We start from the raw sequence: 23,588 nt of genomic DNA on the forward strand, positions 1-23,588 counted from the left end.
GGTGCTCTTGGGGTGGCGCCAGTGTGCACCTTCCAACATTGGCAGGGTCAAGCGCAGGGCTGAACCGAAGACAAAGCACCAATGAAAACGGCAGCCACCTGTACCAGCGTGGCTGCCGTGGAGGAACGTCCCCGCCAGGGCGGGGCGTGTGTTGCACCGGGGCAGGCCCGGGCAACCCGGTGTTGCCTTAGAACTTCCAGGTAGCGCCGAAGTACAGCTGGCGGCCTGCGTAGGTATTGGAGATCAGGCGTGCCTTGGTGTCGCTGCCCAGGTGCACGCGCTGCTCGGACTTGGTGGCATTGATCACCGAGGCGGTCAGGGTCCAGTCCGGGGTCAGGTTGTAGGCCACGTTCAGATCCAGCTGGTCATACGGCTCGGTGTAGACGGTGAGGCCATTGTTGAGCCCACCCACCACCTGGCCGCGACGGTTGAACGAGGCGCGCGCGAGGAACTTCTCGTTCTCGTAGAACACCGTCACGTTGGCTTGGTTCTTGGCGCTGCCGACCAGTGGCGAGGAGCCGATTTCCTGACCGTCCAGAACAATGGAGGCCAGGTTGGTGTCGTTGTAGGTGTAGTTGGCCTGCACGCCGAAGCCGAAATCGAACGTGTACTGGCCATACAGCTCGACGCCTTGCGAGACACCATCGCGGCCATTGGCCTGGGTCTCGTAGCGCTGCACGTTCACCGCTTCACCGTTGATGACCATCGGCGTGTCGCGCACCACCGGCAGGGTGAAGTTGTCCACGTTCTTGCGGAACAGGCCTACGCCGGCGACCGCGCCCGGCTGGAAGTACCACTCCAGGCCCAGGTCGAACTGGGTGGCCTTGAACGGTTCCAGCTGCTTGTTGCTGCCCTGGCCGACCCAGCCTGCGGTCGATGCGCCACCGGCAACGCGGCGATCATTGACGTACTCCTCGCTGTAGTAGCTCAGTGCACCCGGTGCTGCGATGTCGGTGTAGCCGGGGCGGGCGATCACCTTCGACGCGGCACCACGCAGCACCAGCGTGTCGGTGATGTCCCAGGCGATATTGAAACTCGGCAGTACGTCAGTGTAGGTGCGATCCACGCCGATCAGGCTGTAGGTCTTGCTCTGCGCCAGATCGTGCGGCAGGCGCACGAAGCCGCTCTCGCAGCTGTAGGTCGGGTAGGCCGCAGCGGCCGGATCGGTGCACGCCATCGGTGCGCCGGACGCGTTGTCCAGGAAGTAGTCGTTGAACTTCTCGATCGAGTCGGAGGACTGCGCGAACTGCTTGGTGCGCACCACGCGCACGCCGACATTGCCGCGCAGACGCTCGGTGCGGAAGTTGGCCTGGAAGTAGCCCGAGTAGATCTTCTCGTTGACGTTGTAGACGAAGTCTTCCTCGGTACGGTTGTGCGAACCACCGTAGGTCTTGTTCAGGTAATCGATGTAGGCCGGGTAGTTGATGCCCGGGAACACGTTGGCATTGAAGCCGCCCGCGATGTTGTTGATCGGATTGGACAGGAAGAAGCCCGGCTGCGCGTCGCCCGCAGTCGGATCGCAGCCACTCTGGTAGCGGCTGTTGTCATAGTCGGCCGGGTCGCGGCCCGGGCACACCCAGTAGGTGTTGCCGGTATTGCGATGGACCTTGCCGTCACGGTACTTGGCGCCGAACTGGATCGAGTCCAGCCAGCCGGACTCGAACAGCTTGGTGACGTCGGCCTGGAAGTAGTTCTGCTTGACCTCGGTGCGCTTCCACGACGAATCGGTCGAGCCGGTGTCGACTTCGGCGATGCCGTTCATCAGCTGCTGCTGCAGGTCGGGCGAGAAGGTGGCCGACGGCGTACCGGTCAGGTCCCAGGCACTGTACAGGTTGCCCGACAGGTAATCGTTGCCGACCTTGCGGCGCGGCTTGGCCGACATCCGGAAGTTCATCGACGGACCACCTTCGGACCAGGTGCGGCCACCGGTGAACGAGGCCTTCCACAGCGGGCTGATGTCCCAGTCGATGGTCAGGTCAGCGGTCTGCGAGAGTGCCTTTTCCTTGCTGTAGCCACCGGTCAGCTGCGGCGTCGGAACCGTGCAGTCGTCCGGGCCCCAGCCGCCGGGCTTGAGGTCGGCGGCCTTGGCCTGGTCTTCGCTGCAGTAGTAGGTCTTTCCAGCCAGCTTTTCGAACTGGGCGCCGGTAACGGTGTTGCCGCTGGGATCGAAATCCAGGCCGTTGAGCAGGCGGCCGCCGGCCCAGTTTCCATCGCCGTTGAAGCGGGCCATGCTCCATTCCGGAATCTTCAGCATGTTCTGGGTGTAGTCACCCTGCAGCTCGAAGCGGAAGTAGTTGGCCGTCATCGTAACGTTGTCGACCGGCTTGAACTGGAAGGTCAGCTGGCCGCCCTTGCGCTCGCGCTTCTCTTCCTTCACTGCGAAGTTGACCGAGGTCGGCATGAAGAAATCGCTGTAGTTGCCGCCGGTCTGGTTGTTGAAGCCGGACTTGCCCCACCAGTAGTGGATACCATCCTGCGCCTGCACGTTGCCATAGGCATCGCGCGCCTTGCCGGCGCCATACCACTGGTAGTCCTCGGTGCTGGCTTCCATGGTGCGGGTGGTGCGCTTCTGCTGCGTCACGCCGATCAGCACGCCGAAACGCTCGTCCTTGCTGTGCCACGAATACAGGGCCGAGGCCTGCGGGTCGATATCGTGGTGGGTATCGGAGGAGGTGCCCTCGAGCGTGACGAAGCCCGAGTTGGATTCCATGTCCAGCGGGCGACGGGTGTGCAGGATGACCGTGCCGCCGATTCCGCCTTCATCGATGCGTGCTTCCGGCGACTTGAACAGCTCGGCGCTGGACAGCATGTTCGACGGCAACAGGGTGTAGTTGAACGAACGGGTGGCTTCGTCGTTGGTTTCCGACGTGGCCACGTAGTTGCCGTTCAACTGGGTCAGGGTCAGGTCGGGTGCCAGGCCACGCACGCTGACGCTCTTGCCTTCGCCGCCACTGCGGGTGATGACCACGCCGGGCACGCGCTGCAGTGCGTCGGCCACGTTCTTGTCGGGGAACTTGCCGACGTCTTCGGCGGTGATCACTTCGACCACGGCGTTGGCGTCGCGCTTCTGCTCAAGGCTCTTTTCAATGGCGTAGCGGTAGCCGGTGACCTGGACGCTGTCCAGGTTGGTGGCTTCCTGCGAGCCGGTGGAAGCGGCCTGCTGCGCGGCGGCGCCAGCCGGAATGACGGCGGCGGCCAAGGCCAGCGCGATGGCCAGCGCCAGTGCGTCCTGGCCATGCGTACGTGTTGAATGCTTCATTCCCATCTCTCCCTCTCTCCTGGATTGATCCGGTGACGTGGCTCGGACAACTTGAATCGATCTAATTTGAAGTGACATTGTCGCTATTGCCATGCAGTGGCAGTAGCACCGTGCGCGTGGCCTGGTACGTCCTGTTGCTGCTCCCCCAACTCCCGGCCATCGCAGTGTCGTTCTTGGATCGATCTAAGCGATGGGCGGGCGTTTTTTAGCATGGGTCGCCCGCGGGCGCATGCTGCTCCGCAATATGGTACTGGCGTGGCGAAGGCATGACGGTTTGCTGAAATCAGTGAAATCGTTTTCGTGCGCAGGGGAGGGTGGGGCGGCAGGGCTGCGCCCTGCACCTGCTGTAGTGCCGGCCGCTGGCCGGCAACAGCCAAAGCCAAAGCCAAAGCCAAAGCGGCTCTGGGTTTCTGCTGGTTTGGCGGGGCGGTGTGGGCTGGCAGGACACGCCGTAAACCCGTCCATGGGGGCTCGATGGCGCCATCCATGGCGCCAACGGTCCTGCCAGCCCACATCGCCCCACCCCCGACAGTTTCCTGGTGACGGTTGGATAGGTCCTGGAATCACGCGAGGTCATGGGGTCAGATCCGTTTTCCGTTGGAAAACGGATCTGATCCCGATTGATTTCGTTATCCGACAGAGATTGATCCACGCATGGCGTGGATCTACTGCAGATCGCGAGAAACTGTCGAAGGCGGGGTGGGTCCGGTTGCGGGGGCGTGAGCCGCATGGGCCCGAGGCATGCCTTGGGCGGGTTGGGCAGGACGCCCAACCCCGGTCTTGCCGTGTGCGCAGGACTGCGCACACGAGCAAGCGGCGACCGAGCTTACATGGACGTACTTGCAGCGGCCCCCGCAACCGGACCCACCCCGCCTCCCCACAGGAAATCAGCTGTTGCTGTTGCTGTTGCTCCAGCTCGGAGCGAGTGCAGGGCGCAGCCCTGCCGAACCCCCCCCTCTCATGCTGCGCCGCAGAATGCATTCGGCTGAACCTGCATGCTCTACTTGAATCGATCTAAATTCACGGTCTGGTGGGTCGGGCGTCATTCCAGGGGGAGCTTTCTGCCAGTCATGGCGGGGCTCAGCGGAACGGTGCCGGACGGCCCCGGCCGTCTGCCTCCGCCTCATCGACTACAGGAACCCGACATGCGTCCAGTGCCGTCCGATCCCGCCGTCCCAGTGTCCTCGCGCCCGCTGCTGCGCCTGGCCTGCCTGCTCGCACTGTCGTCAGTGCCGGTGCTGCTGCAGGCCGCGCCGGCTGCGCTGGAGCGCGAGGTCAACACCTTCATCGGCAGCAAGGACGACGGCAACACGTTCCCGGGCGCGTCGGCACCGTTCGGCCTGATCCAGGTCAGCCCGATCGGCAGCCACTATTCGGGCTGGCGCTACGACGACGAGAAGATCCGCGGTTTCGGCCACTCCTTCATCTCCGGCGCAGGTTGCTGGGAGCAGGGCGGGCAGGTGTCGGTGCTGCCGGTGACCGGTTCGATCGGTCCCGGCGGCGATTTCGATACCGGCAACGCGAAGAAGTTTGACCACAAGGCCTATGCCGCGTCGTACACGCATGACGGCGAGATCGGCCAGGCGGGCTATTACAAGGTGCGGCTGACCAGCTACGGCGGCATCGATGCCGAGACCACTGCGCGTACGCGCGCCGCGGCCGAGCGCTACACCTTCAGCCAGCGCAGTGGCGACGGCCACGTGCTGGTCAATGTTGGCCAGGCCAATGAGCGCCACTCGGTGATCGGCAGCGTGGTCGATGTGGTCGGCGACCGCGTGGTGGAAGGCAAGCTGGTCACCAAGAGTTTCTGCGGCGGCCATCAGTACACCACCTGGTTCCGCATCGAGTTCGACCGCCCGTTCAAGGCGCATGGCACCTGGGGTGAGGGCGGTGGCCTGCCCGGCGCGCGCCACAGCATGGAAGGCGAGCAGAAGCCGAACGGCGCCTGGCTCAGCTTCGACCTGGCCAAGGGCCAGTCGGTGACGGCGGTCAGCGCGATCTCGCATGTGGACGCCGAAGGCGCGCGCATCAATCTGCGCGCAGACGGCATGCAGGGTGGGGCGCTGCTCGGTTTCGACCGCATGCGTGCGCTGTCCCAGCAGTCGTGGCGCGAGCAGCTGGGTCGGGTGCGTGTGCAGGGCGGTACGTCCGATGACCGCACCGTGTTCTACAGTGCGGCCTACCACGCGCTGCTGCAGCCGATGACCGGCAACGACGCCGACGGCCGTTATCGCGGCTATGACGATGGTATCCACCGCGCCGATGGCTGGACCTATTACGAGTACTTCTCGCTGTGGGATACCTACCGCGCGCAGAACCAGTGGCTGGCACTGACCCGCCCGGACGTGGCGCGTGACATCGGCCGTACCCTGCTGGCGATCGACGAGCAGGGTGGCTGGCTGCCGCGCTGGGGCTATGCCAACTTCGAGACCAACATCATGACCGGCGATCCAGTCACGCCGTTCATGGTCGACCTGTGGCGCTTCGGTGCGCTCAAGGGCCGTGAATCGCAGGCGTGGGATGCGCTGCGCCGCAACGCGTTCGGTACTCCTCCGCTGAACTCGCGCATGGCCGGCCGTTCCGGCAACCCGACCTACCTGGACAAGGGCTACGTGGTCTACGACCGCGCATTCCCATCCAAGGGCATGGACGTCGATCCGCACCACGGCGGTTCGGCCACCTTGGAATATGCGCTGGCCGACTGCGCGCTTTCGCAGATGGCCGATGGCCTGGGCCATGCGCAGGACGCGGCGACGCTGCGTGAGCGCGGCCGCAACTGGCGCAAGGTGTGGGACCCGCAGGTGCGTGACGCCGAGACCGGCTTCACCGGTTTCCCGCGCCCGCGTACCGAAGACGGCCAGTGGTACACGCCGGCCGATGGTCACTACAGCCCGCGCTCGCACCACGGTTTCCATGAAGGCACGGCGTGGCAGTACCAGTGGCTGGCGCAGCAGGACGTGCCGGGCCTGGTCGACGCGATGGATGGCCGCGAACAGGCTGGCCGACGCCTGGATGCGTTCTTCGCGATGGACGCGCTGCAGGCCGACCCGCTCAATGCAGCCCGCAAGGAGTGGGTGGTCGGGCCGTACAGCTACTACAACCAGTTCCGCTACAACCCGAACAACGAGCCGGACCTGCACTCGCCGTGGCTGTACACGCTGATCGGCCAGCCGTGGAAGACCGCCGCCGTGGTGCGTGCCGCGCAGCAGTTGTTCACCAATGCCCCGAATGGCGTGACCGGCAATGATGACCTCGGCACGATGTCGGCCTGGTACCTGTTCAGTGCCATCGGCGTGTATCCGGCGGTGCCCGGCAGCGGCCAGTTCCTGCTGCATACCCCGCGTTTCAGCAAGGTGGAAGTGGACATGGGCAATGGCCGCACCCTGCGCATCGACGCGCCGGGTGCCGATGGCCGCCGCCTGCAGTACGTGCAGGGTGTGAAGGTCGATGGCCAGGCGCATGCGCCGGTGTGGCTGGATTGGAACCAGCTGCAGCAGGGCCCGCGCCTGCAGTTCGCGCTCGATGCGAAGGCGCCGGAGCAGGGCTGGGGCACGGCGGTGAAGGACCTGCCGGTGTCCTGGTGCGCGGCACCGGGGAGCCAGCTGCGCTGAGACGGACTGTGCCGTTCGCGGTGACCCAGCGAACGGCACGGCACGACAGGGCCCTGATCCATTAGGCTTGAGCCTCCAGCGGAGTCCGGGAAGACGATGAACGACAACGGCAGCAGTCCCAGCAAGCGCGCCGGCAAGGCGGTGACGGTGACCGACATCGCGCGTGCCATCGGCGTGTCACGGGCAACCGTGTCGCTGGTGCTGCGCGGCAGCCCGCTGGTCAACGTCGATACCCGCGCCAAGGTCGAGGCCGAACTGCGCCGCCAGCGCTATGTCTACAACCGCGCGGCGGCCAACCTGCGCCGGCGGACCTCGTCGAGCATCGCGCTGGTGATCAACGATCTGTCCAACCCTTTCTTCGCCGAATTCGCCTCCGGTGTGGATGAGGCGCTGGGTGGACGCGGTTACGTGACCCTGCTCGGCAGTACCGGTGAATCGCCGGAGCGCCAGCAGGCGGTGCTGTCCACGCTGATGGAGCACACCCCGGCCGGCCTGATCCTGTCGCCGGCCGAGGGCAGCGATACCGCGCTGCTGCGGCAGGCACTAGGTGCCAATGCCAACGTGCTGCTGTTCAACCGCGAGCTGGACGGGGCCGACTGGGATTTCCTGACACTGGACAACCAGCACGGCGCCTATCTGGCCACGCGCCACCTGATCGAACGCGGCCATCGCCAGATCGCCTTCTTCGGCGGCCACGCTGCATCGAGCTCGTGCCACCAGCGCCGTGCCGGTTTCCAGCAGGCGCTGGCCGAGGCCGGTCTGTCGCTGCCGCCGGGCTGGATGATCGAGTCGGCGCCGAACCGCCTGGAAGCTGCGGCGCGCACCGATGAGCTGTTTGCCGACGGACATCGCCCGAGTGCAGCGGTCTGCTACAACGACACCGTCGCGCTGGGCCTGATGCTGGGTTTGAATTCGCGTGGCATCCGTCCGGGCGGTGACTTTGCCGTTACCGGTTTCGATGATATTTCCGAGGCGTCGGTCGCGGTGCCGCCGTTGACCACGCTCACTGCCGATCCGCGCGAGCGGGGCCGGCAAGCTGCCGCGCTGCTGCTGCAACGACTGGACGAACCGGATGCGCCGCCACGGCGCACGGTTGCGCCGGTGCAGCTGCGCATCCGCGAAAGCAGTGCCGCACGACCGAACTGATTCCTCCGTACACCCCTTCCACGCAACAACGACCTTCCGCGCATCGAGGCGCGTACCGCATGCCGATCTCCGCAACGCCCCGTCCATCGGGTACCTCCAGCAGCCAGGCGCCGGTCATGAATGTCCGTGCTGCTCTGGCGGTTGCCACCACCATATTCTTCATGTGGGGCTTCCTGACCAGCCTCAACGACGTGCTGATTCCGCACCTGAAGGCGGTGTTCGAACTGAATTACACCCGCGCGATGCTGGTGCAGTTCACCTTCTTCGGCGCGTACTTCCTGATGTCGGTGCCGGCCGGTCGGCTGGTGGCCCACCTGGGCTACAAGAAGGGCATCATCGCCGGCCTGCTGATCGCCGGCGTGGGCGCGCTGGGCTTCTGGCCGTCGGCCGCATTGCGCACCTATGAAGCGTTCCTTGGTTCGCTGTTCGTACTTGCTACCGGCATTACCGTGCTGCAGGTGGCAGCCAATCCCTACGTTGCGCTGCTGGGCCCGGAACAGACCGCATCGAGCCGTCTGACCCTGGCGCAGGCACTCAACTCGTTGGGTACCACGCTGGCGCCGCTGTTTGGTGGTTTCCTGATTCTGAGCACCGCAGTGAAGAGCGGCGACGAGATCAACGCGCTGCCCGTGGCCGAACAGATTGCCTACCGTACCGCCGAAGCGCAGTCGGTGCAGGGCCCGTACGTGGGCCTGGCCATCGCACTGGTGCTGCTGGCAGTGTTCGTCTACCTGTTCCGCCTGCCCAGCCTGACCGAGACAACCGAGCAGGCCGACAGCGGCCACCACACGCTGCTGGATGCACTCAAGCATCCGCACGTACTTTTCGGCGTGCTGGCTATTTTCTTCTACGTCGGTGCTGAGGTGTCCATCGGCAGCCTGATGGTGAACTACCTGGCACTGCCGGAGATCGGCGGCATGACTGAACAGCAGGCCACGCACTATGTGTCGGCCTACTGGGGCTGCGCCATGGTTGGTCGCTTTGCAGGTGCGTGGCTGCTGGCCAAGTACTCGCCGCGCGGCCTGCTGGCCGGATTCGCAGTGGCCAATGTGGTGCTGCTGGGCGTCACGCTGGCGTCGGGTGGCAAGGTCGCGCTGTACGGCATCGTGGCGACCGGTCTGTTCAATTCCATCATGTTCCCGACCATCTTCTCGCTGGCCATCGAACGCCTGGGCCCGCTGACCAACAAGGCGTCCAGCCTGTTGATCATGGCCATTGTCGGCGGCGCGATCATCCCGCTGCTGCAGGGCATGCTGGCCGACCGCATCGGTCTGCACCTCAGCTTCGTGCTGCCGGTGGTCTGCTACGTCTACATCATCTTCTACGGTCTGGTGGGTTCGCGCCCGCCGGCTTCCGCAACGCAGGGAGGCTGAGTCGGAAATGGGTGCCATTGTCTGCTTCGGCGAAATTTTGATCGATCTACTAGCGCAGCCGCCGGCCTCGGCCGATACCCCGCGCGCGTTCCTGCAGTACGCCGGCGGTGCGCCGGCCAACGTCGCGGTGGCGGCTGCGCGGCTGGGGGCGAAGACCCAGTTCGTCGGCATGCTTGGCCGCGACATGTTCGGTGACTTCCTGGCCGACAGCCTGGTCGAGCACGGCGTGGGCACGGATTACATCGTGCGCACCGACGCCGCCAAGACTGCGCTGGCCTTCGTCGCGCTGGATGCCAGTGGCGAGCGCAGCTTCAGTTTCTACCGCCCGCCGGCGGCTGACCTGCTGTTCCGTGACAGCGATTTCCAGGCCGCGTGCTTCGACAGCGCGCAGTGCTTCCACGTCTGTTCCAACAGCCTGACCGAGCCGGCCATCGCCGAGGCGACCTTCGCCGGCATGGAGCGCGCCCGTGCCGCCGGTGCGGTGGTCAGCCTGGACCTCAACCTGCGCCCGGCTCTGTGGCCAGCCAACGAAGATCCGACGCCGCGCCTGTGGCAGGCGCTGGAGCGCGCCGACCTGGTCAAGCTGTCGCGCGAGGAGCTGGATTACCTGGCGGCACCGCTGGGTGCCGATGGCGAGTCAGTGGTGCTCAAGCGCCTTCTGGCCGCGCAGGCGCGCTGGGTCATCGTTACCGATGGTGCGGCCACGCTGCACTGGTACACGCGCGACAACCACGGCACGGTCACCAGCTTCCGCGTGGCCACCGTCGATACCACGGCCGCCGGCGATGCCTTCGTCGGTGGCGTGCTGGTCGGCCTGCTGGAGCGTGGTGGGGCGGGCGCAGGCTTTGCCGCGTTCTGCCAGGACCCGGAGGCGATCACCGCCACGCTGCGCTTCGGTGCCGCCGTGGGTGCGCTGGCTGTTACCCGCAAGGGCGCGTTCGCCGCGATGCCCTCGCTCGATGAAGTGCAGCAGCTGCTGCAGGCCCAGGACATTACCGCATGAGCACCTCGCCCGATTTCCGTTCGCCCGCGTTCCTGCGCGCGCATATCGCCGACACGATGGCGTTCTACCACCCGCGCTGCATCGATCCGGACGGCGGTTTCTTCCACTACTTCCGTGATGACGGCAGCATCTACGATGCCAGCCACCGCCACCTGGTGAGCAGCACCCGCTTCGTCTTCAACTATGCGATGGCCTACCGCGAGTTCGGCAATGCCGAATACCGGGAGGCTGTCGAGCATGGCGTGCGCTATCTGCGCGAGGTGCACCGCAACCCGGCCACCGGCGGTTATGCCTGGACCCTGCGCGACGGCAAGGTCGAGGACGATATGAACCACTGCTACGGCGTGGCCTTCGTGCTGCTGGCCTACAGTTGCGCGCTGAAGGCGGGCATCGAGCAGGCGCGCGACTGGATGGACGAAACCTGGCAGCTGCTGGAAGCACGCTTCTGGGAGCCGCAGCATGGCCTGTACAAGGACGAGGCTGACGGCCAGTGGAGCTTCACTGGCTACCGCGGCCAGAACGCCAACATGCACATGTGCGAGGCGATGCTGGCCGCGTTCGAGGCCAGTGGCGAGCAGCGCTATGTCGAGCGCGCGCTGCAGCTGGCCGACAACATGACCCGCCGCCAGGCCGCCAAGGCCGGTGGCCTGGTCTGGGAACATTACGATGTGAACTGGGAAATCGACTGGGACTACAACCTGGACGATCCCAAGCACCTGTTCCGCCCGTGGGGCTTCCAGCCGGGGCATCAGACCGAGTGGGCCAAACTGCTGCTGATCCTCGATCGCCACGTGCAGGCCGACTGGCTGGTGCCGACCGCGCAGCATCTGTTCGACGTCGCCGTCGCACGCAGTTGGGACGACACCCGTGGTGGCCTGTACTACGGCTTCGCACCGGAATCGCGCCGGCAGCCCGGTATGGACGGCGCCCCGATCGGCGGCGACAGCTTCGTCTGCGACGACGACAAGTATTTCTGGGTGCAGGCCGAAACGCTGGCGACCGCCGCACTGATGGCCAAGCGTACCGGCGACGACCGCTACTGGCAGTGGTACGACCGCTTCTGGGCGTACTCCTGGGAGCATTTCGTCGACCACCAGTACGGTGCATGGTTCCGCATCCTCGATGCCGACAACCGCAAGTACAGCGACGAGAAAAGCCCTGCCGGCAAGGTGGATTACCACACCATGGGCGCGTGCTACGAAGTGTTGAACGTCGTGCGTTGAAGATCGTTCGAATGCAGTAGTGCCAGGCCATGCCTGGCAATCCGAAATCGGTAGCGCTGGGTCACGCCCGGCGGAAAAACAGGAGCGCCACGTGCATCGCCTTTCCCTCGTTGTCCGTCTGCTCCTGCTGCTGGTCGCAGCCTCCGCTTTCCCGGCAACTGCAGCGCCTCTGCAGGCGCAGTGGGAATTCCGCATGCTGCCCGGCGACGCCGAGGGTGCAGCCCACCCGGGCCTGCAGCAATGGCGGGCGGCGAAGATGCCGGGCAGCGTGCACACCGACCTGCTGGCGCATGGGCTGATCCGCGATCCGTACGTCGGTGCACCCGAGGCCGAGCTGCAATGGATCGGCCTGGCTGCCTGGGAGTACCGCGCCCGCTTTGACGTGGATGCGGCGACGCTGGCCAAGCCGAATGCCGAGCTGCGTTTCGACGGGCTGGATACCTTCGCCGAGGTCAGCCTCAACGGCAAGCCGCTGCTGCGCGCGGACAACGCGCACCGCACGTGGCATGCACGTGTGGACGGGCGCCTGCGCGCGAACGGCAATGAACTGCAGATCGTGTTCCGCTCACCGATCCGCACGCTGCTGCCGGGCGTGCAGGCAATGCCGCACAAGATCGCTGGCAATTACCCGTCGCCCTATGGCGATGAGCCGAAGGAGGCGATGGTCGGCAACTTCGCGCGCAAGCCGGCCTACCACTTCGGCTGGGACTGGGGCCCGCGTTATGTCACCGCCGGGGTCTGGCGCGGGGTCGACCTGCAGGCCTGGGACGCGCACCGCCTGACCGATCTTGCCGTGCGTACCGATGCATTGAGCGCGGAGCAGGCGAAGCTGGCGGTGTTGCTGCAGGTGGAGCAGGGCAGCACTGCCGGTTCTGCGATGGTCACTGTGGATGTGCAGGATCCGGAAGGCCGCAACGTGGCCCAGGTGCAACGCACGGTGTTGCTGAAGCCGGGCCAGAATACGGTTGAGCTGCCGGTTGAGCTGGCCACGCCGCGGCGCTGGTGGCCGGTGGGCCATGGTGCGCAGGATCGCTATACCGTGAAGGCTGGCCTGGATGGTGGCGGCGATGCAACGCTGGCGCGCGAGCAGCGCATCGGCCTGCGCACGGTCGAACTGCGCCGCGAGGAAGACGGCAAGGGAGGGCAGGGCTTCGCCTTCGTCATCAATGGTGTGGAGATCTTTGCCAAGGGCGCCAACGTCATTCCGTTCGATGCCTTCCCCGCACGCGTCGATGCCGCACGCCTGCGCCAGGTGCTGACCGCCGCGCGCGATGCCAACATGAACATGCTGCGCAACTGGGGCGGTGGCTACTACGAGGACGACGCGTTCTTCGACATCGCCGACGAGCTAGGCCTGCTGGTCTGGCAGGATTTCATGTTCGGCGGCGGCATGCAGCCGGGCTACGATCCGGCATTCCGTACCAGCGTGGTGGCCGAGGCGCGCGACAACGTGCGCCGGCTGCGCCATCACCCCAGCATCGTGCTGTGGTGTGGCAACAACGAGGAGGAAACCGCCTGGAAGGACTGGGGTCACGGCCGTGACCTGAAGGCAGCTGACCCGGCATTTGCGGCGAAGGTCTGGCAGGGCTACGTCGACCTGTTCGGCAACGACCTGCGCCAGGTGGTGGGCGAGGAAGGGCTGGGCGTGCCGTACTGGTCCAGCTCGCCCAGCAACGACCTTGACGAGAAGGCCAACGATTCAACGCGTGGCGACAAGCACTACTGGCAGGTCTGGGGCAATCCGGCGTTGCCGGTGCAGGCCTACCTGCGCGAGACCCCGCGCTTCATGTCCGAGTACGGGCTGCAGGCGTGGCCGTCGGTGGCGACGGTGGACCAGATCGCCACCCGCGCCGAGCAGCGCATCGACAGCCCGGTGATCCGCGCGCACCAGAAATTCATGGCCGGCGAGGGCAACAGCCGCCTGCTGCACTACATCGAACTGGGCTACGGCACGCCGAAGGACTTCGAGGACTTCGTCTACCTCAGCCAGGTGATGCAGGCCGATGGCATCGCACTGGCGGCGCTGCATCATCGCGCCTCGCGGCCGTACACGATGGGCTCGCTGTACTGGCAGCTCAACGACGTCTGGCCAGGTGCTTCATGGTCCAGCGTGGACTACTTCGGTCGCTGGAAGGCGCTGCACTTCGCCGCGCGGCGTTTCTTCGCGCCGGTGGCGGTGGCGGCGCTGCGCGACGAAGGCAGCACGCGGGTGCGCCTGATCAATGATGGCGCCGCGTTGGATGCACGTTGGCGGTTGCGGGTGATGGATGTAGACGGCAAGGTGCTTCGCCGCCGCGAGGAAGCGGTGTCGCTGGCTGCCGCCGGTGTCACCTCGATCGGTGATTTCCGCGACGCCGAATTGCTGGCCGGTGCCGATCCAAAGCGCACGGTGGCCGTGTTCGAACTGCTGCAGAACGGGGCGGTGAGTGCCCGCCAGGTGGTCGGCTTCGTTGAGGCCAAGGATCAGATCCTGCCGCGGCAGAAGCTCAAGGCCAGCCTGTCCATTGAATGCGACCACTACCGTCTGCGATTGGAAAGCGCGGCCTACATGCGTTCGGCGTGGATCGACTTCGGTGCATTGGACGTGCAGGTGGAAGACAACCTGCTGGATCTGCTGCCGGGCGAAACCCGCGACATCGCAGTGCGTGGCCCGGTGGATCTGACGACGCTGCGCGAAGCGCTGAAGGTAAAAACCCTCAACGATCGTTGAGCAAAAAAGGGGACGGAGGGGATTAAGTCGTTTGTGGCCCATGTGTGCCACAAACGACTTAATCCCCTCCGTCCCCTTTTTCTTGCTTACAGCTGGATCTGCTGGAAATTCTCGACCCGCTCGTGGCCGTTGGCGGCCTGGCCGGTGCGCGGCAGCGGGTAGTCATCCAGGCGATCAATCAGGCGGGTCTGCAGGCCGGCTTCGCGGGCAGCATCCAGTTCTTCCACCACATCCGACAGGAACAGGATCTCGCCGGCCGGCACGCTAATGGCCTGCACGATGCGGCGGTAGCTGTCGGCCTCGCGCTTGCCGCCGACTTCGGTGTCGAACCAGCCCGACACCAACGGGCTGAGGTCACCGGCGTCGCTGAAGCCGAAGAACAGCTTCTGCGCCGGCACCGAGCCGGAGGAGTACACGTACAGCGGCAGGCCGGAGGCGTGCCAGCCCTTCAGCACCGGCGCCACTTCCGGGTAGAAGTGCGCGGTGTAGTCGCCGCGGCGGTAGCCTTCGTCCCAGATCAGGCCCTGCAGCGCCTTCAGTGCGGTGTGCTTGCGGTCCTGGTCGATCCAGCCCTGCAGCGTCTCGGCTACCAGGCTGTCCTGGCAGGCGCCGCCGATCTCGGTGGCCACCGCATCCAGCCAGCGGCGGACTTCCGGCTGCTGGCCGTGCTCGGCGACGAACGCGGGCAGCGCCTTGCGGGCATAGGGGAACAGCACGTTCTTGACGAACGAGATGCTGCTGGTGGTGCCTTCGATATCGGTCAGGATGACGCGGGGCTGCATGGATCAGGACGCCTGGGTGGGTACGTAACGGGGGAACTTCTGCGCGATGTCGGTGCCGGTGAAGTGACCGACCCAGCCATCCGGCTCGGTGAAGAAGCGGATCGCCACGAAGCTGGGCTCGTCGCCCATGTCGAACCAGTGGGTGGTGCCATCGGGTACGGCGATCAGGTCGTCCTTCACGCACTCGATCTCATAGACCTTGTCACCCACGTGCAGGGTGAACAGGCCGGAGCCTGCCACGAAGAAGCGCACCTCGTCTTCCTTGTGGAAGTGTTCGTCGAGGAACTTCCTGCGCAGCTCGGCGCGGTTCGGGTTGTCCGGGGCGATCGAGGCCACGTCCACGCTCTTGAAGCCGCGCTCGGCAACCAGGCGGTCGATGTCGGCGCGGTAAGCGGCGAACACTTCATCCTGGCTGGCGCCCGGTGCGACCGGTGCGGTGGCCTGCCAGCGCTCGAAGGTGACGCCGATCTTCTGCAGCTCGGCAGCGATGACCGCGCCGTCCTGGGTATCCAGAAGCGGCGATTCGGGGCGGGTGTCGTCGTAGATGCGCAGTCGGCTCATGGCGGCAGCTTGAACGTCTCGGGGGGAAGACAGGGTAGCAGGGTGGGCACGAGGTGCAGATTCCGGATCGGCATCTGCACCTGCGTGCGGGTTCAGCCGCGCAGCTTGCGCAGTTCCAGCTCGCAGTGGAACAGGAACTCGAACGCTTCCAGGTGGCGGCGTGCCTCGGCCATGTCGCGGCCCCAGGCATACAGGCCGTGGCCGTCGATCAGGTAGCCCCACAGGTTCTGACGGTCGAGCAGGTCATCGACCTGCTTCGAAAGCACGTTCATGTCCTGGGTGTTGGCGAACACCGGCACGTCGATGGCCATCTCGTGGGTGCTGTTGCCGGCGAAGGCCTTCAGCAGCTCGTAGCCTTCCAGGCGGATGTGGCCCTGCGGCGCGTACAGGCGCGAGGCGACGGTCTGCACCGGCGAGTGGGTGTGCAGCACGCAGCCGATTTCCGGGAAGCGGCGATACAGCTGGGTGTGCAGCAGGGTTTCGGCGGACGGGCGCAGCGGGCGGCCGACGGCCAGGCCGTCGAAGTCCACCACCATGATGTCGTCCTCGATCAGGCGGCCCTTGTCCTTGCCGGAGACGGTGATCGCGGCGTGGCGGTCGTCCAGGCGGTGGGAGAAGTTGCTGCTGGTGGCCGGGGTCCAGCCGGCGTGGGCCAGTTCGCGGACGTTGTCGATCAGCAGCTGGGCCAGTTCGCTCAGGCGCGCGGTGTCGTACGGGAAGGTGGGGGCGTTCATGCCGGCGATTTTACTGGATTCGGCCAACGGCTGAGCCCCTCGTGGCTGTCTCGCCGGGCTGGATTTCTTGCTTTGGCCGGGCGGGTGGGCTGTGCAGGGGACGCCGTAGACCCTTCCTTGGGGGCTTGGCCGCGGCATCCATGCCGCGGACACCCCTGCACAACCCACCCGCCCGACCACGGACAGGTTCCGTGCGCGTCAGCCACGGAGTGAAGAAGGAAAGGCAGAAGCGGGTCGCGGCGCTGCGCTTGCTCGGAGCCGAGCATGGCTCGGCTCTACAGAGAATTCATTTCCCAGACCGAATTCATCCACGCATGGCGTGGATCCACCGGATGCGCCGGGAGACTGTCATGGGCGGGGAGGCATGGGTTCGCGGGGGTATCCGCGCCATGGATGGCGCGGCTAAGCCTCCATGGACGGATTCACGGCGTCCCCCGCGAACCCATGCCTCCCCGCCAAACCCCTCAGCCCAGCTGTTGCCGTTGCTCCGGGCGGGTGCAGGGCCGCAGGCCCTGCAATCCCTTTACTTCACCCGCAGGCGGCTGTGCCTGAAGCCGTAGCAGAAATAGATCACGAAGCCGACGAACGTCCACACCCCCATCAGCATCCAGTTGTGCATCGTCATCGCCGACAGCAGGGCAAGGCAACTCAGCACGCCCAGGCTGCAGATCAGCCACGCCATCGGCATGCGGAACGGACGCGGCAGGTCCGGCTGGGTGCGGCGCAGGATCAGCACGCCCGCGCACACCGCCGCGAACGCGATCAGCGTGCCCATCGAGGTCAGCTCGCCGAGGATGTCCAGCGGGAACAGCGCCGCCAGCAGCGCGATGCCGATACCGGTGATCACCGTGTTGATGTGCGGGGTACGGTACTTCGGGTGGATCTTGGTGAACACCGGCGGCAACAGGCCGTCGCGGCCCATGATCATGAAGATGCGCGGCTGGCCGATGATCATCACCAGCACCACCGAGGACAGGCCGACCAGTGCGCCGACCTCGACCACCCAGCGCAACCAGCCCAGCTGCGGATGCGCGGCCACCGCGGTCACCACCGGCTCGTCGGTGCCCAGCAGTTGGAACGGCACCAGGCCGGTCATCACTGCGGCCATCGCGATGTACAGCACGGTGCAGATCACCAGCGACAGCATCATGCCGAACGGCATGTCGCGCTGTGGATTCTTCGATTCCTGCGCCGCCACCGACACCGCCTCGAAGCCGATGTAGGCGAAGAACACCATCGCCGCACCGCGCAGCACGCCTTCCATGCCGTACTTGCCGGGGCCTTCGTTGGCCGGAATGAACGGGGTCCAGTTGCTGGTGTCCACGTACTTCCAGCCGACCACGATGACCAGCACGATCAGGCCGGTCTTGAGCACGACCATCGCCATGTTCATCGCCGAGGACTTGCTGATGCCGACGTAGCACAGCCAGGTCAGCAGCAGTACCAGCGCGGCGGCCGGCAGGTTGGCGATCGCGCCGGTGGGGCGCAGCTGTGCATCGAGTGGGGCACTGACCAGCGCCGCCGGTAGATGGATGTCGAACTGGCTGAGCAGGCTGAGGAAATAGCCGGTCCAGCTGACCGCGACCGCCGAGGCGGAGACGCCGTATTCGAGCACCAGCATCCAGCCGATGAACCAGGCCGAGAGCTCGCCGAAGGTGGCGTAGGTGTAGGTGTAGGCGCTGCCGGAGACCGGCACCATCGAGGCGAATTCCGCGTAGGCCAGTGCGCAGAAGGCGCAGCAGATGGCGGCCAGTACGAAGGACAGCATGATGGCCGGGCCGGCGTGGTTGGCGGCGGCCTGGCCGGTGATGACGAAGATGCCGCCGCCGATCACCGCGCCGATACCCAGGGCAGTCAGCCCCCAGGGGCCGAGGTGGCGGCGCAGGCTCAGGCCGTTGGCGTCTTCATGGGCGGCATGCGGGTGCTTGGTGGCCCACAGTTGCTTGAACATGTGTGGTGGTCTTGTCGAAGCGCGCCATGACCGGCGCGCGGGGAAAACGGACGGGCCGGCGCGAGGCCGGCCCGTAGGCGGATCAGGGCGACTTGGCCAGCTTGCTGTTGCGGATGCCGTAGCCCAGGTAGATCAGCAGGCCGAGCAGCGTCCAGCCAACGAACAGGTGCCAGTGCACCACGAACGCCTGCCAGAACAGGAACAGGCAGGTGGCTGCGCCGAGCGGGCAGATGATCCACACCGCCGGCACGCGGAACGGGCGGTGGATCTCCGGCTTGGTATAGCGCAGCACCAGCACGCCGATGCAGACCGTGGCGAAGGCCAGCAGGGTGCCCATCGAGACCAGTTCGCCCAGCACGTTCAGCGGTACCAGGCCGGCCAGTGCCGCGGCGATCACGCCGACCACGATGGTGGCGACGTACGGGGTGCGGAAGCGGGCGTGGACCCTGCCGAAGAACTTCGGCAGCAGGCCGTCGCGGGAGATGGTGTAGGCGATGCGGGTCTGGCCCATCATCATCACCAGCACCACCGAGGACAGGCCGGCGATGGCGCCGATCTCGACCAGGGTCTTCAGCCAGGACAGGGTCGGGTAGGGTTCCAGCGCGGTGGCCACCGGCTTGTCGGTGCCCAGCAGGTGGTACGGCATCATGCCGGTCAGCACCGCGCAGACGATGATGTAGACGATGGTGCACACCGCCAGCGAGCCGAGCAGGCCGATCGGCATGTTGCGCTGCGGGTCCTTGGTTTCACCGGCGGCGGTGGAGACCGCATCGAAGCCGATGTAGGCGAAGAACACGATGGTGGCCGCACGGAACACGCCGCTCCAGCCGAACTCACCCGCCACGCCGGTGTTTTCCGGGATGAACGGCTGCCAGTTGGCCGGGTCGATGTGGGCCGCGCCGATGCCGATGAACAGGCAGATGACGGTGACCTTGATCGCCACGATGATCGCGTTGACGAAGGCCGATTGGGTCACGCCCACGTACAGCAGGCCGGACACCGCCGCCACGATCAGTACTGCAGGCAGGTTGAACAGCTTGCCTGAGGCGATGAACTCGCTGCCGGTCCAGGCGATCGGGGCTGCGCTGAGCGCATCCGGGAACGGCATGTGCAGCGTGGTGGTGATGAAGCTGATCAGGTACGCCGACCAGCCCACCGCGACCGAGGCCGAGGCGAACAGGTATTCCAGCACCAGGCACCAGCCGATGAACCAGGCCATGCCCTCGCCGAGGGTGGCGTAGGAGTAGGAGTAGGCGCTGCCGGAGACCGGCATCATCGCCGCGAATTCGGCGTAGCACAGGCCCGCCAGGGCGCAGGCGAAACCGGCGATGACGAACGACAGCATCACTGCCGGGCCAGCGTGGTTGGCCGCAGCCTGGCCGGTCAGCACGAAGATACCTGCGCCGATCACCGCACCCACGCCAAGCAGGATGAGGTGTTTAGCCGTGAGGGTCCGTTTCAACGTGGCTTCGCCGTCCAGGCTGCCTTCGATGGGTTCGCCAGCATCGACGTGCCCGGCCGGTTCAACCGGCTTGACCCTCAACAGAGCTTTCAGCATGCAGTACTTCCTAGTGATCGGATTGGGTGGGCCGCCGATACGTTGCCGGCAACCCTGGAATGGTGAAGGCCGCGCGAACGGCCCGCTGTACCTTAGCCAAAGCTGAAGCCAACGCACAAGCGCAATCGCAACAATGAACGGCGATAATGAGCAGTATTTTTCCAAACGCCGCCCATTCATGAGCCAGACCGCCGAAACCCTTGCCGTGCTTGACGATCGCCTGCGTGGCCTGCTGCGGGACTACGCCCGCCGCGAGCCCGCCCACGACGCATTGGCTGCCGAATTCGGCACATTGTTGGACGATCCGGAAGATCCGTTCCGGCGCGAACGGCTGGCCGGCCACTTCACCGCCAGCTGCTGGCTGGTCAGTGCCGACGGCCAGCGCCTGCTGCTGACCCATCACCGCAAGCTGCAGCGCTGGCTGCAGCTGGGCGGCCACGCCGACGGCGACCGCGACCTGGCCCAGGTGGCGCTGAAGGAAGCCGAGGAGGAGTCGGGCCTGAGCGGCCTGGTGTTGGAAGACCCGGCCATCTTCGATCTGGACAAGCATTGGATTCCGGAGCGCAAGGACGTGCCGGGGCACTGGCACTACGACGTGCGTTTCGTGATCCGGGCGCTGGGTGGCGAGGCCTTCGTGCTCAGCGAGGAATCGCTGGAGCTGGCCTGGCGGCCGGTGACCGAGGTCGCCGCCGATCCGGAATCGGACGAATCCATGCAGCGCATGGCGCGCCGGTGGCTGACGCGCTGAAGAAAAAGGGGACGGAGGGGATTAAGTCGTTTACGCCGCATGTGCCGCAAACGACTTAATCCCCTCCGTCCCTTTTTTCAGTACAGGATGCGCGTGCGCAGCGTGCCCGGAATCGCGGCCAGCTCGTCGCGCACGGCGGCGGCTTGTTCCTCGCTGGCGGTGATGTCGATCACCACGTAGCCCACCTTCGGGTCGGTGCGCAGGAACTGGCCGTCGATGTTGACGTTGTGGCGCGAGAAGATCTCGTTGACCTTGGACAGCACGCCCGGCACGTTCTGGTGGATGTGCAGCAGGCGCAGGCTGTCTTCGTGTTCGGGCAGGGTCACTTCCGGGAAGTTGACCGCCGACAGGGTGCTGCCGTTGTCGCTGTAGCGCACCAGCTTGGCCGCCACCTCCACGCCGATGTTGTCCTGCGCCTCCAGCGTGCTGCCGCCCACGTGCGGGGTCAGGATCACATTGTCGTGGCGGGTCAGCGGCGATTCGAAGATATCGCCATTGCCCTTCGGCTCGACCGGGAACACGTCCAGCGCGGCGCCGCCAACGTGGCCGCTGGCCAGCGCCGCGTCCAGCGCATCGATGTCGACCACGGTGCCGCGCGCGGCGTTGATCAGGTGCGCGCCCTTGCGCATCTTCGCCAGCTCGGTGCTGCCGATCATCCACTGCGTGGACGGGGTCTCCGGCACGTGCAGGGTGACGATGTCGGCGCGGGCCAGCAGGTCGTCCAGGCTGGCCGCAGCACGCGCATTGCCCAGCGCCAGCTTGGTTTCCACGTCGTGGAAGATCACCTGCATGCCCAGCGATTCGGCCAGCACGCCGACCTGGGTGCCGATGTGGCCATAGCCGATGATGCCCAGGGTCTTGCCACGCACCTCATGGCTGCCGCTGGCCGACTTGGACCAGCCGCCGCGATGGCACTCGGCATTCTTCTGCGGAATGCCACGGGTCAGCATGATGGCCTCGGCAATCACCAGCTCGGCCACGCTGCGGGTGTTCGAATAGGGCGCATTGAACACCGGGATGCCGGCCAGCTCGGCCGCGTCCAGGTCGACCTGGTTGGTGCCGATGCAGAAGCAGCCCACCGCGATCAGGCGCTTGGCCTCGGCCAGCACTTCGGCGCTGAGCTGGGTGCGCGAACGGATCCCGACGATGTGCGCCTCGGCGATGCGCGCCTTTAGTTCGTCCTCGGGCAGCGCCTTGGTGTGCGCTTCGATCTGGCTGTAGCCGGCGGCGCTGAATACCTCCACGGCGGTCTGGCTGACCCCCTCCAGCAACAGCACGCGGATATCCTGCTTCGGGAACGAGGTCTTCTTCGGCGACATGGGGCGACACGGCCAGTGGGACAGGGGCTGACCACTATGCCAGATCGCAGCGACCATGGTGCAGTGCGCAATTGGTTGCATCCGTAGCTATCTGCACGGCTGCGGGGCTGGACGCTGGCGCGTGCCGCTGGCACGCTTGCCCGTTCTTCACGCACCGCGCTGGACCGTCATGACCGATTCCCGCATTGCCTCGCTGCAACAAGCCTGCCCCGGCCTGAAGCTGAAGACCGATCCGTCCGACCTGGAGCATTACGGGCGCGACTGGACCCGGCGCTGGACGCCGGCGCCGCTGGCGATCGCACTGCCGGCCACGGTCGAGGAAGTGCAGGCGGTGATGCGCTGGAGCGCAGGCGAGGGCGTGGCCGTGGTGCCGTCCGGTGGCCGCACCGGCCTCTCGGGTGGCGCGGTGGCCGCCAACGGCGAGCTGGTGCTCAGCCTGGAACGGATGAACAAGGCGCTGGCCTACGACGCGGTCGATCGCACCCTGGTGGTGCAGGCCGGCATGCCGCTGGAAGCCGTGCACAATGCCGCGCTGGACCATGGCTTGATCTACCCGGTGGATTTCGCCGCGCGCGGGTCCTGCTCGATCGGCGGCAACATCGCCACCAATGCCGGTGGCATCCGCGTGATCCGTTACGGCAACACCCGCGAGTGGATCGCAGGGCTGAAGGTGGTCACCGCTGACGGCGAGTTGCTGGAACTCAACAAGGGCCTGATCAAGAACTCCAGCGGCTACGACTTCCGCCAGCTGCTGATCGGCTCGGAAGGCACGCTGGGCGTGATCGTCGAAGCCACGGTGAAATTGACCGATCCGCCGCCGGCCAGCAATGTGATGCTGCTGGCCGTGCCCAGCTTTGAAGTTCTGATGCAGGTGTTCGCCGCGTTCCGCGCGCGCCTGCAGCTGCAGGCCTTCGAATTCTTCACCGACCGGGCGCTGGAGCACGTGCTGGCGCATGGCGCGCAGGCACCGTTCGACGAGGTGCATCCGTACTACGTGGTCACCGAGTTCGCCGCGGGCGACGAGGCCCAGGAAGCGGCGGCGATGGCCGCGTTCGAGGACTGCATGGGCAATGGCTGGGTCAGCGATGGCGTAATCAGTGCCAGCGACGCGCAGGCCGCGCAGCTGTGGCGCCTGCGCGAAGGCATCACTGAGTCGCTTGCCCGTTACAAGCCCTACAAAAACGATGTTTCGGTGCGGATCTCGTCGATGCCGGCGTTCCTGGCCGAGACCCAGGCGCTGATCGGGCAGGCCTATCCGCATTTCGACGTGGTCTGGTTCGGCCACATCGGTGACGGCAATCTGCACATCAATGTGCTCAAGCCGGACGACACCAGCGACGCTGATTTCGTGGCGCAATGCGAGCACGTAACCAAGCTGTTGGCGCAGGTGCTGGCCCGCTTCGATGGCAGCATCTCGGCCGAGCACGGCATCGGCCTGGTCAAGAAGGGCTACCTGGACAGCACCCGCGGCCCGGCCGAGATCGCCCTGATGAAGGCGGTCAAACGCGCGTTCGATCCCCAAGCGCGGCTGAATCCCGGCAAGCTGTTCGACGTTTGAGCCGGGCAAATCCTTCACGCACCCGTTACGCTCCACGCTTCCTAACAACCGG

15 protein-coding genes are annotated in these 23,588 nt (G+C 65.9%); 8 read left to right on the forward strand and 7 right to left on the reverse strand.

Features of this window, described 5'->3' with window-relative positions; translation table 11 throughout:
• Nucleotides 1-187: 187 nt before the first annotated feature.
• Complete coding sequence (locus ACZK45_RS09555; RefSeq protein ID WP_478445768.1) at nucleotides 188-3,265, reverse strand: TonB-dependent receptor; 3,078 nt, start codon at nucleotides 3,263-3,265, stop codon at nucleotides 188-190.
• Between the two features lie 1,139 nt (nucleotides 3,266-4,404).
• Between ACZK45_RS09555 and ACZK45_RS09560 the strand changes: the two genes are divergently transcribed.
• From ACZK45_RS09560 to ACZK45_RS09585, 6 genes are all read left to right on the forward strand, one after another.
• The gene (locus tag ACZK45_RS09560) at nucleotides 4,405-6,870 is read left to right on the forward strand and encodes a GH92 family glycosyl hydrolase (RefSeq protein WP_478445769.1); all 2,466 of its coding nucleotides are present in this window, start codon (nucleotides 4,405-4,407) and stop codon (nucleotides 6,868-6,870) included.
• Between the two features lie 96 nt (nucleotides 6,871-6,966).
• On the forward strand, nucleotides 6,967-8,016 hold the full coding sequence (locus tag ACZK45_RS09565; RefSeq protein ID WP_049424705.1) for a LacI family DNA-binding transcriptional regulator: 1,050 nt from the start codon (nucleotides 6,967-6,969) through the stop codon (nucleotides 8,014-8,016).
• Nucleotides 8,017-8,132: 116 nt separating this feature from the next.
• Complete coding sequence (fucP, locus tag ACZK45_RS09570) at nucleotides 8,133-9,389, forward strand: L-fucose:H+ symporter permease (protein WP_373695424.1); 1,257 nt, start codon at nucleotides 8,133-8,135, stop codon at nucleotides 9,387-9,389.
• A 7-nt stretch (nucleotides 9,390-9,396) separates the two neighbouring features.
• Complete coding sequence (locus ACZK45_RS09575) at nucleotides 9,397-10,392, forward strand: carbohydrate kinase family protein (RefSeq protein ID WP_100468324.1); 996 nt, start codon at nucleotides 9,397-9,399, stop codon at nucleotides 10,390-10,392.
• On the forward strand, nucleotides 10,389-11,615 hold the full coding sequence (locus ACZK45_RS09580; protein ID WP_253146056.1) for an AGE family epimerase/isomerase: 1,227 nt from the start codon (nucleotides 10,389-10,391) through the stop codon (nucleotides 11,613-11,615). Before ACZK45_RS09575 ends, ACZK45_RS09580 begins: the two co-directional genes overlap by 4 nt.
• Nucleotides 11,616-11,706: 91 nt before the next feature.
• Nucleotides 11,707-14,325 (forward strand): beta-mannosidase, encoded by a 2,619-nt coding sequence (locus ACZK45_RS09585; RefSeq protein ID WP_253146057.1) that lies wholly within the window; start codon nucleotides 11,707-11,709, stop codon nucleotides 14,323-14,325.
• A gap of 86 nt (nucleotides 14,326-14,411) precedes the next feature.
• Here ACZK45_RS09585 and mtnC read toward each other — a convergent pair whose 3' ends face one another.
• The 5 genes from mtnC to ACZK45_RS09610 form a co-directional block, all read right to left on the reverse strand.
• Nucleotides 14,412-15,107, reverse strand: coding sequence for an acireductone synthase (mtnC, locus tag ACZK45_RS09590; RefSeq protein ID WP_478445770.1), 696 nt, complete (start codon nucleotides 15,105-15,107; stop codon nucleotides 14,412-14,414).
• 3 nt (nucleotides 15,108-15,110) lie between these two features.
• Nucleotides 15,111-15,668, reverse strand: a complete 558-nt coding sequence (locus ACZK45_RS09595) for a 1,2-dihydroxy-3-keto-5-methylthiopentene dioxygenase (RefSeq protein WP_014037028.1) — start codon at nucleotides 15,666-15,668, stop codon at nucleotides 15,111-15,113.
• A 92-nt stretch (nucleotides 15,669-15,760) separates the two neighbouring features.
• Nucleotides 15,761-16,402 carry a methylthioribulose 1-phosphate dehydratase gene (locus tag ACZK45_RS09600; RefSeq protein WP_032130340.1) on the reverse strand — a complete coding sequence of 214 codons (642 nt, stop codon included), beginning with the start codon at nucleotides 16,400-16,402 and terminating at the stop codon, nucleotides 15,761-15,763.
• A 523-nt stretch (nucleotides 16,403-16,925) separates the two neighbouring features.
• Nucleotides 16,926-18,353 carry an amino acid permease gene (locus ACZK45_RS09605; protein WP_049424691.1) on the reverse strand — a complete coding sequence of 476 codons (1,428 nt, stop codon included), beginning with the start codon at nucleotides 18,351-18,353 and terminating at the stop codon, nucleotides 16,926-16,928.
• Nucleotides 18,354-18,435: 82 nt separating this feature from the next.
• Complete coding sequence (locus ACZK45_RS09610) at nucleotides 18,436-19,911, reverse strand: amino acid permease (protein WP_121503164.1); 1,476 nt, start codon at nucleotides 19,909-19,911, stop codon at nucleotides 18,436-18,438.
• Between the two features lie 133 nt (nucleotides 19,912-20,044).
• On the opposite strand from ACZK45_RS09610, the gene ACZK45_RS09615 reads away from it, so the two are divergent.
• Complete coding sequence (locus tag ACZK45_RS09615; RefSeq protein WP_125895397.1) at nucleotides 20,045-20,659, forward strand: NUDIX hydrolase; 615 nt, start codon at nucleotides 20,045-20,047, stop codon at nucleotides 20,657-20,659.
• 77 nt (nucleotides 20,660-20,736) lie between these two features.
• On the opposite strand, the gene serA is transcribed toward ACZK45_RS09615, so the two are convergent.
• Nucleotides 20,737-21,978 carry a phosphoglycerate dehydrogenase gene (gene serA, locus ACZK45_RS09620; protein ID WP_125895396.1) on the reverse strand — a complete coding sequence of 414 codons (1,242 nt, stop codon included), beginning with the start codon at nucleotides 21,976-21,978 and terminating at the stop codon, nucleotides 20,737-20,739.
• A 169-nt stretch (nucleotides 21,979-22,147) separates the two neighbouring features.
• Here serA and ACZK45_RS09625 point away from each other — a divergent pair, with 169 nt between their 5' ends.
• Nucleotides 22,148-23,536 carry an FAD-binding oxidoreductase gene (locus ACZK45_RS09625; protein ID WP_049400143.1) on the forward strand — a complete coding sequence of 463 codons (1,389 nt, stop codon included), beginning with the start codon at nucleotides 22,148-22,150 and terminating at the stop codon, nucleotides 23,534-23,536.
• The last annotated feature ends 52 nt before the right edge of the window (nucleotides 23,537-23,588 follow it).

The sequence above is a fragment of the Stenotrophomonas sp. 63632_Sma genome, assembly GCF_056482875.1.

Bases quoted from the DNA above. Each gene is read 5' to 3' on its own strand.
- ACZK45_RS09555 (WP_478445768.1), bottom strand. From the start codon at position 3,265: ATGGGAATGAAGCATTCAACACGTACGCATGGCCAGGACGCACTGGCG.
- ACZK45_RS09560 (WP_478445769.1), top strand. From the start codon at position 4,405: ATGCGTCCAGTGCCGTCCGATCCCGCCGTCCCAGTGTCCTCGCGCCCG.
- ACZK45_RS09565 (WP_049424705.1), top strand. From the start codon at position 6,967: ATGAACGACAACGGCAGCAGTCCCAGCAAGCGCGCCGGCAAGGCGGTG.
- fucP (WP_373695424.1), top strand. From the start codon at position 8,133: ATGAATGTCCGTGCTGCTCTGGCGGTTGCCACCACCATATTCTTCATG.
- ACZK45_RS09575 (WP_100468324.1), top strand. From the start codon at position 9,397: ATGGGTGCCATTGTCTGCTTCGGCGAAATTTTGATCGATCTACTAGCG.
- ACZK45_RS09580 (WP_253146056.1), top strand. From the start codon at position 10,389: ATGAGCACCTCGCCCGATTTCCGTTCGCCCGCGTTCCTGCGCGCGCAT.
- mtnC (WP_478445770.1), bottom strand. From the start codon at position 15,107: ATGCAGCCCCGCGTCATCCTGACCGATATCGAAGGCACCACCAGCAGC.
- ACZK45_RS09595 (WP_014037028.1), bottom strand. From the start codon at position 15,668: ATGAGCCGACTGCGCATCTACGACGACACCCGCCCCGAATCGCCGCTT.
- ACZK45_RS09600 (WP_032130340.1), bottom strand. From the start codon at position 16,402: ATGAACGCCCCCACCTTCCCGTACGACACCGCGCGCCTGAGCGAACTG.
- ACZK45_RS09605 (WP_049424691.1), bottom strand. From the start codon at position 18,353: ATGTTCAAGCAACTGTGGGCCACCAAGCACCCGCATGCCGCCCATGAA.
- ACZK45_RS09610 (WP_121503164.1), bottom strand. From the start codon at position 19,911: ATGCTGAAAGCTCTGTTGAGGGTCAAGCCGGTTGAACCGGCCGGGCAC.
- ACZK45_RS09615 (WP_125895397.1), top strand. From the start codon at position 20,045: ATGAACGGCGATAATGAGCAGTATTTTTCCAAACGCCGCCCATTCATG.
- serA (WP_125895396.1), bottom strand. From the start codon at position 21,978: ATGTCGCCGAAGAAGACCTCGTTCCCGAAGCAGGATATCCGCGTGCTG.
- ACZK45_RS09625 (WP_049400143.1), top strand. From the start codon at position 22,148: ATGACCGATTCCCGCATTGCCTCGCTGCAACAAGCCTGCCCCGGCCTG.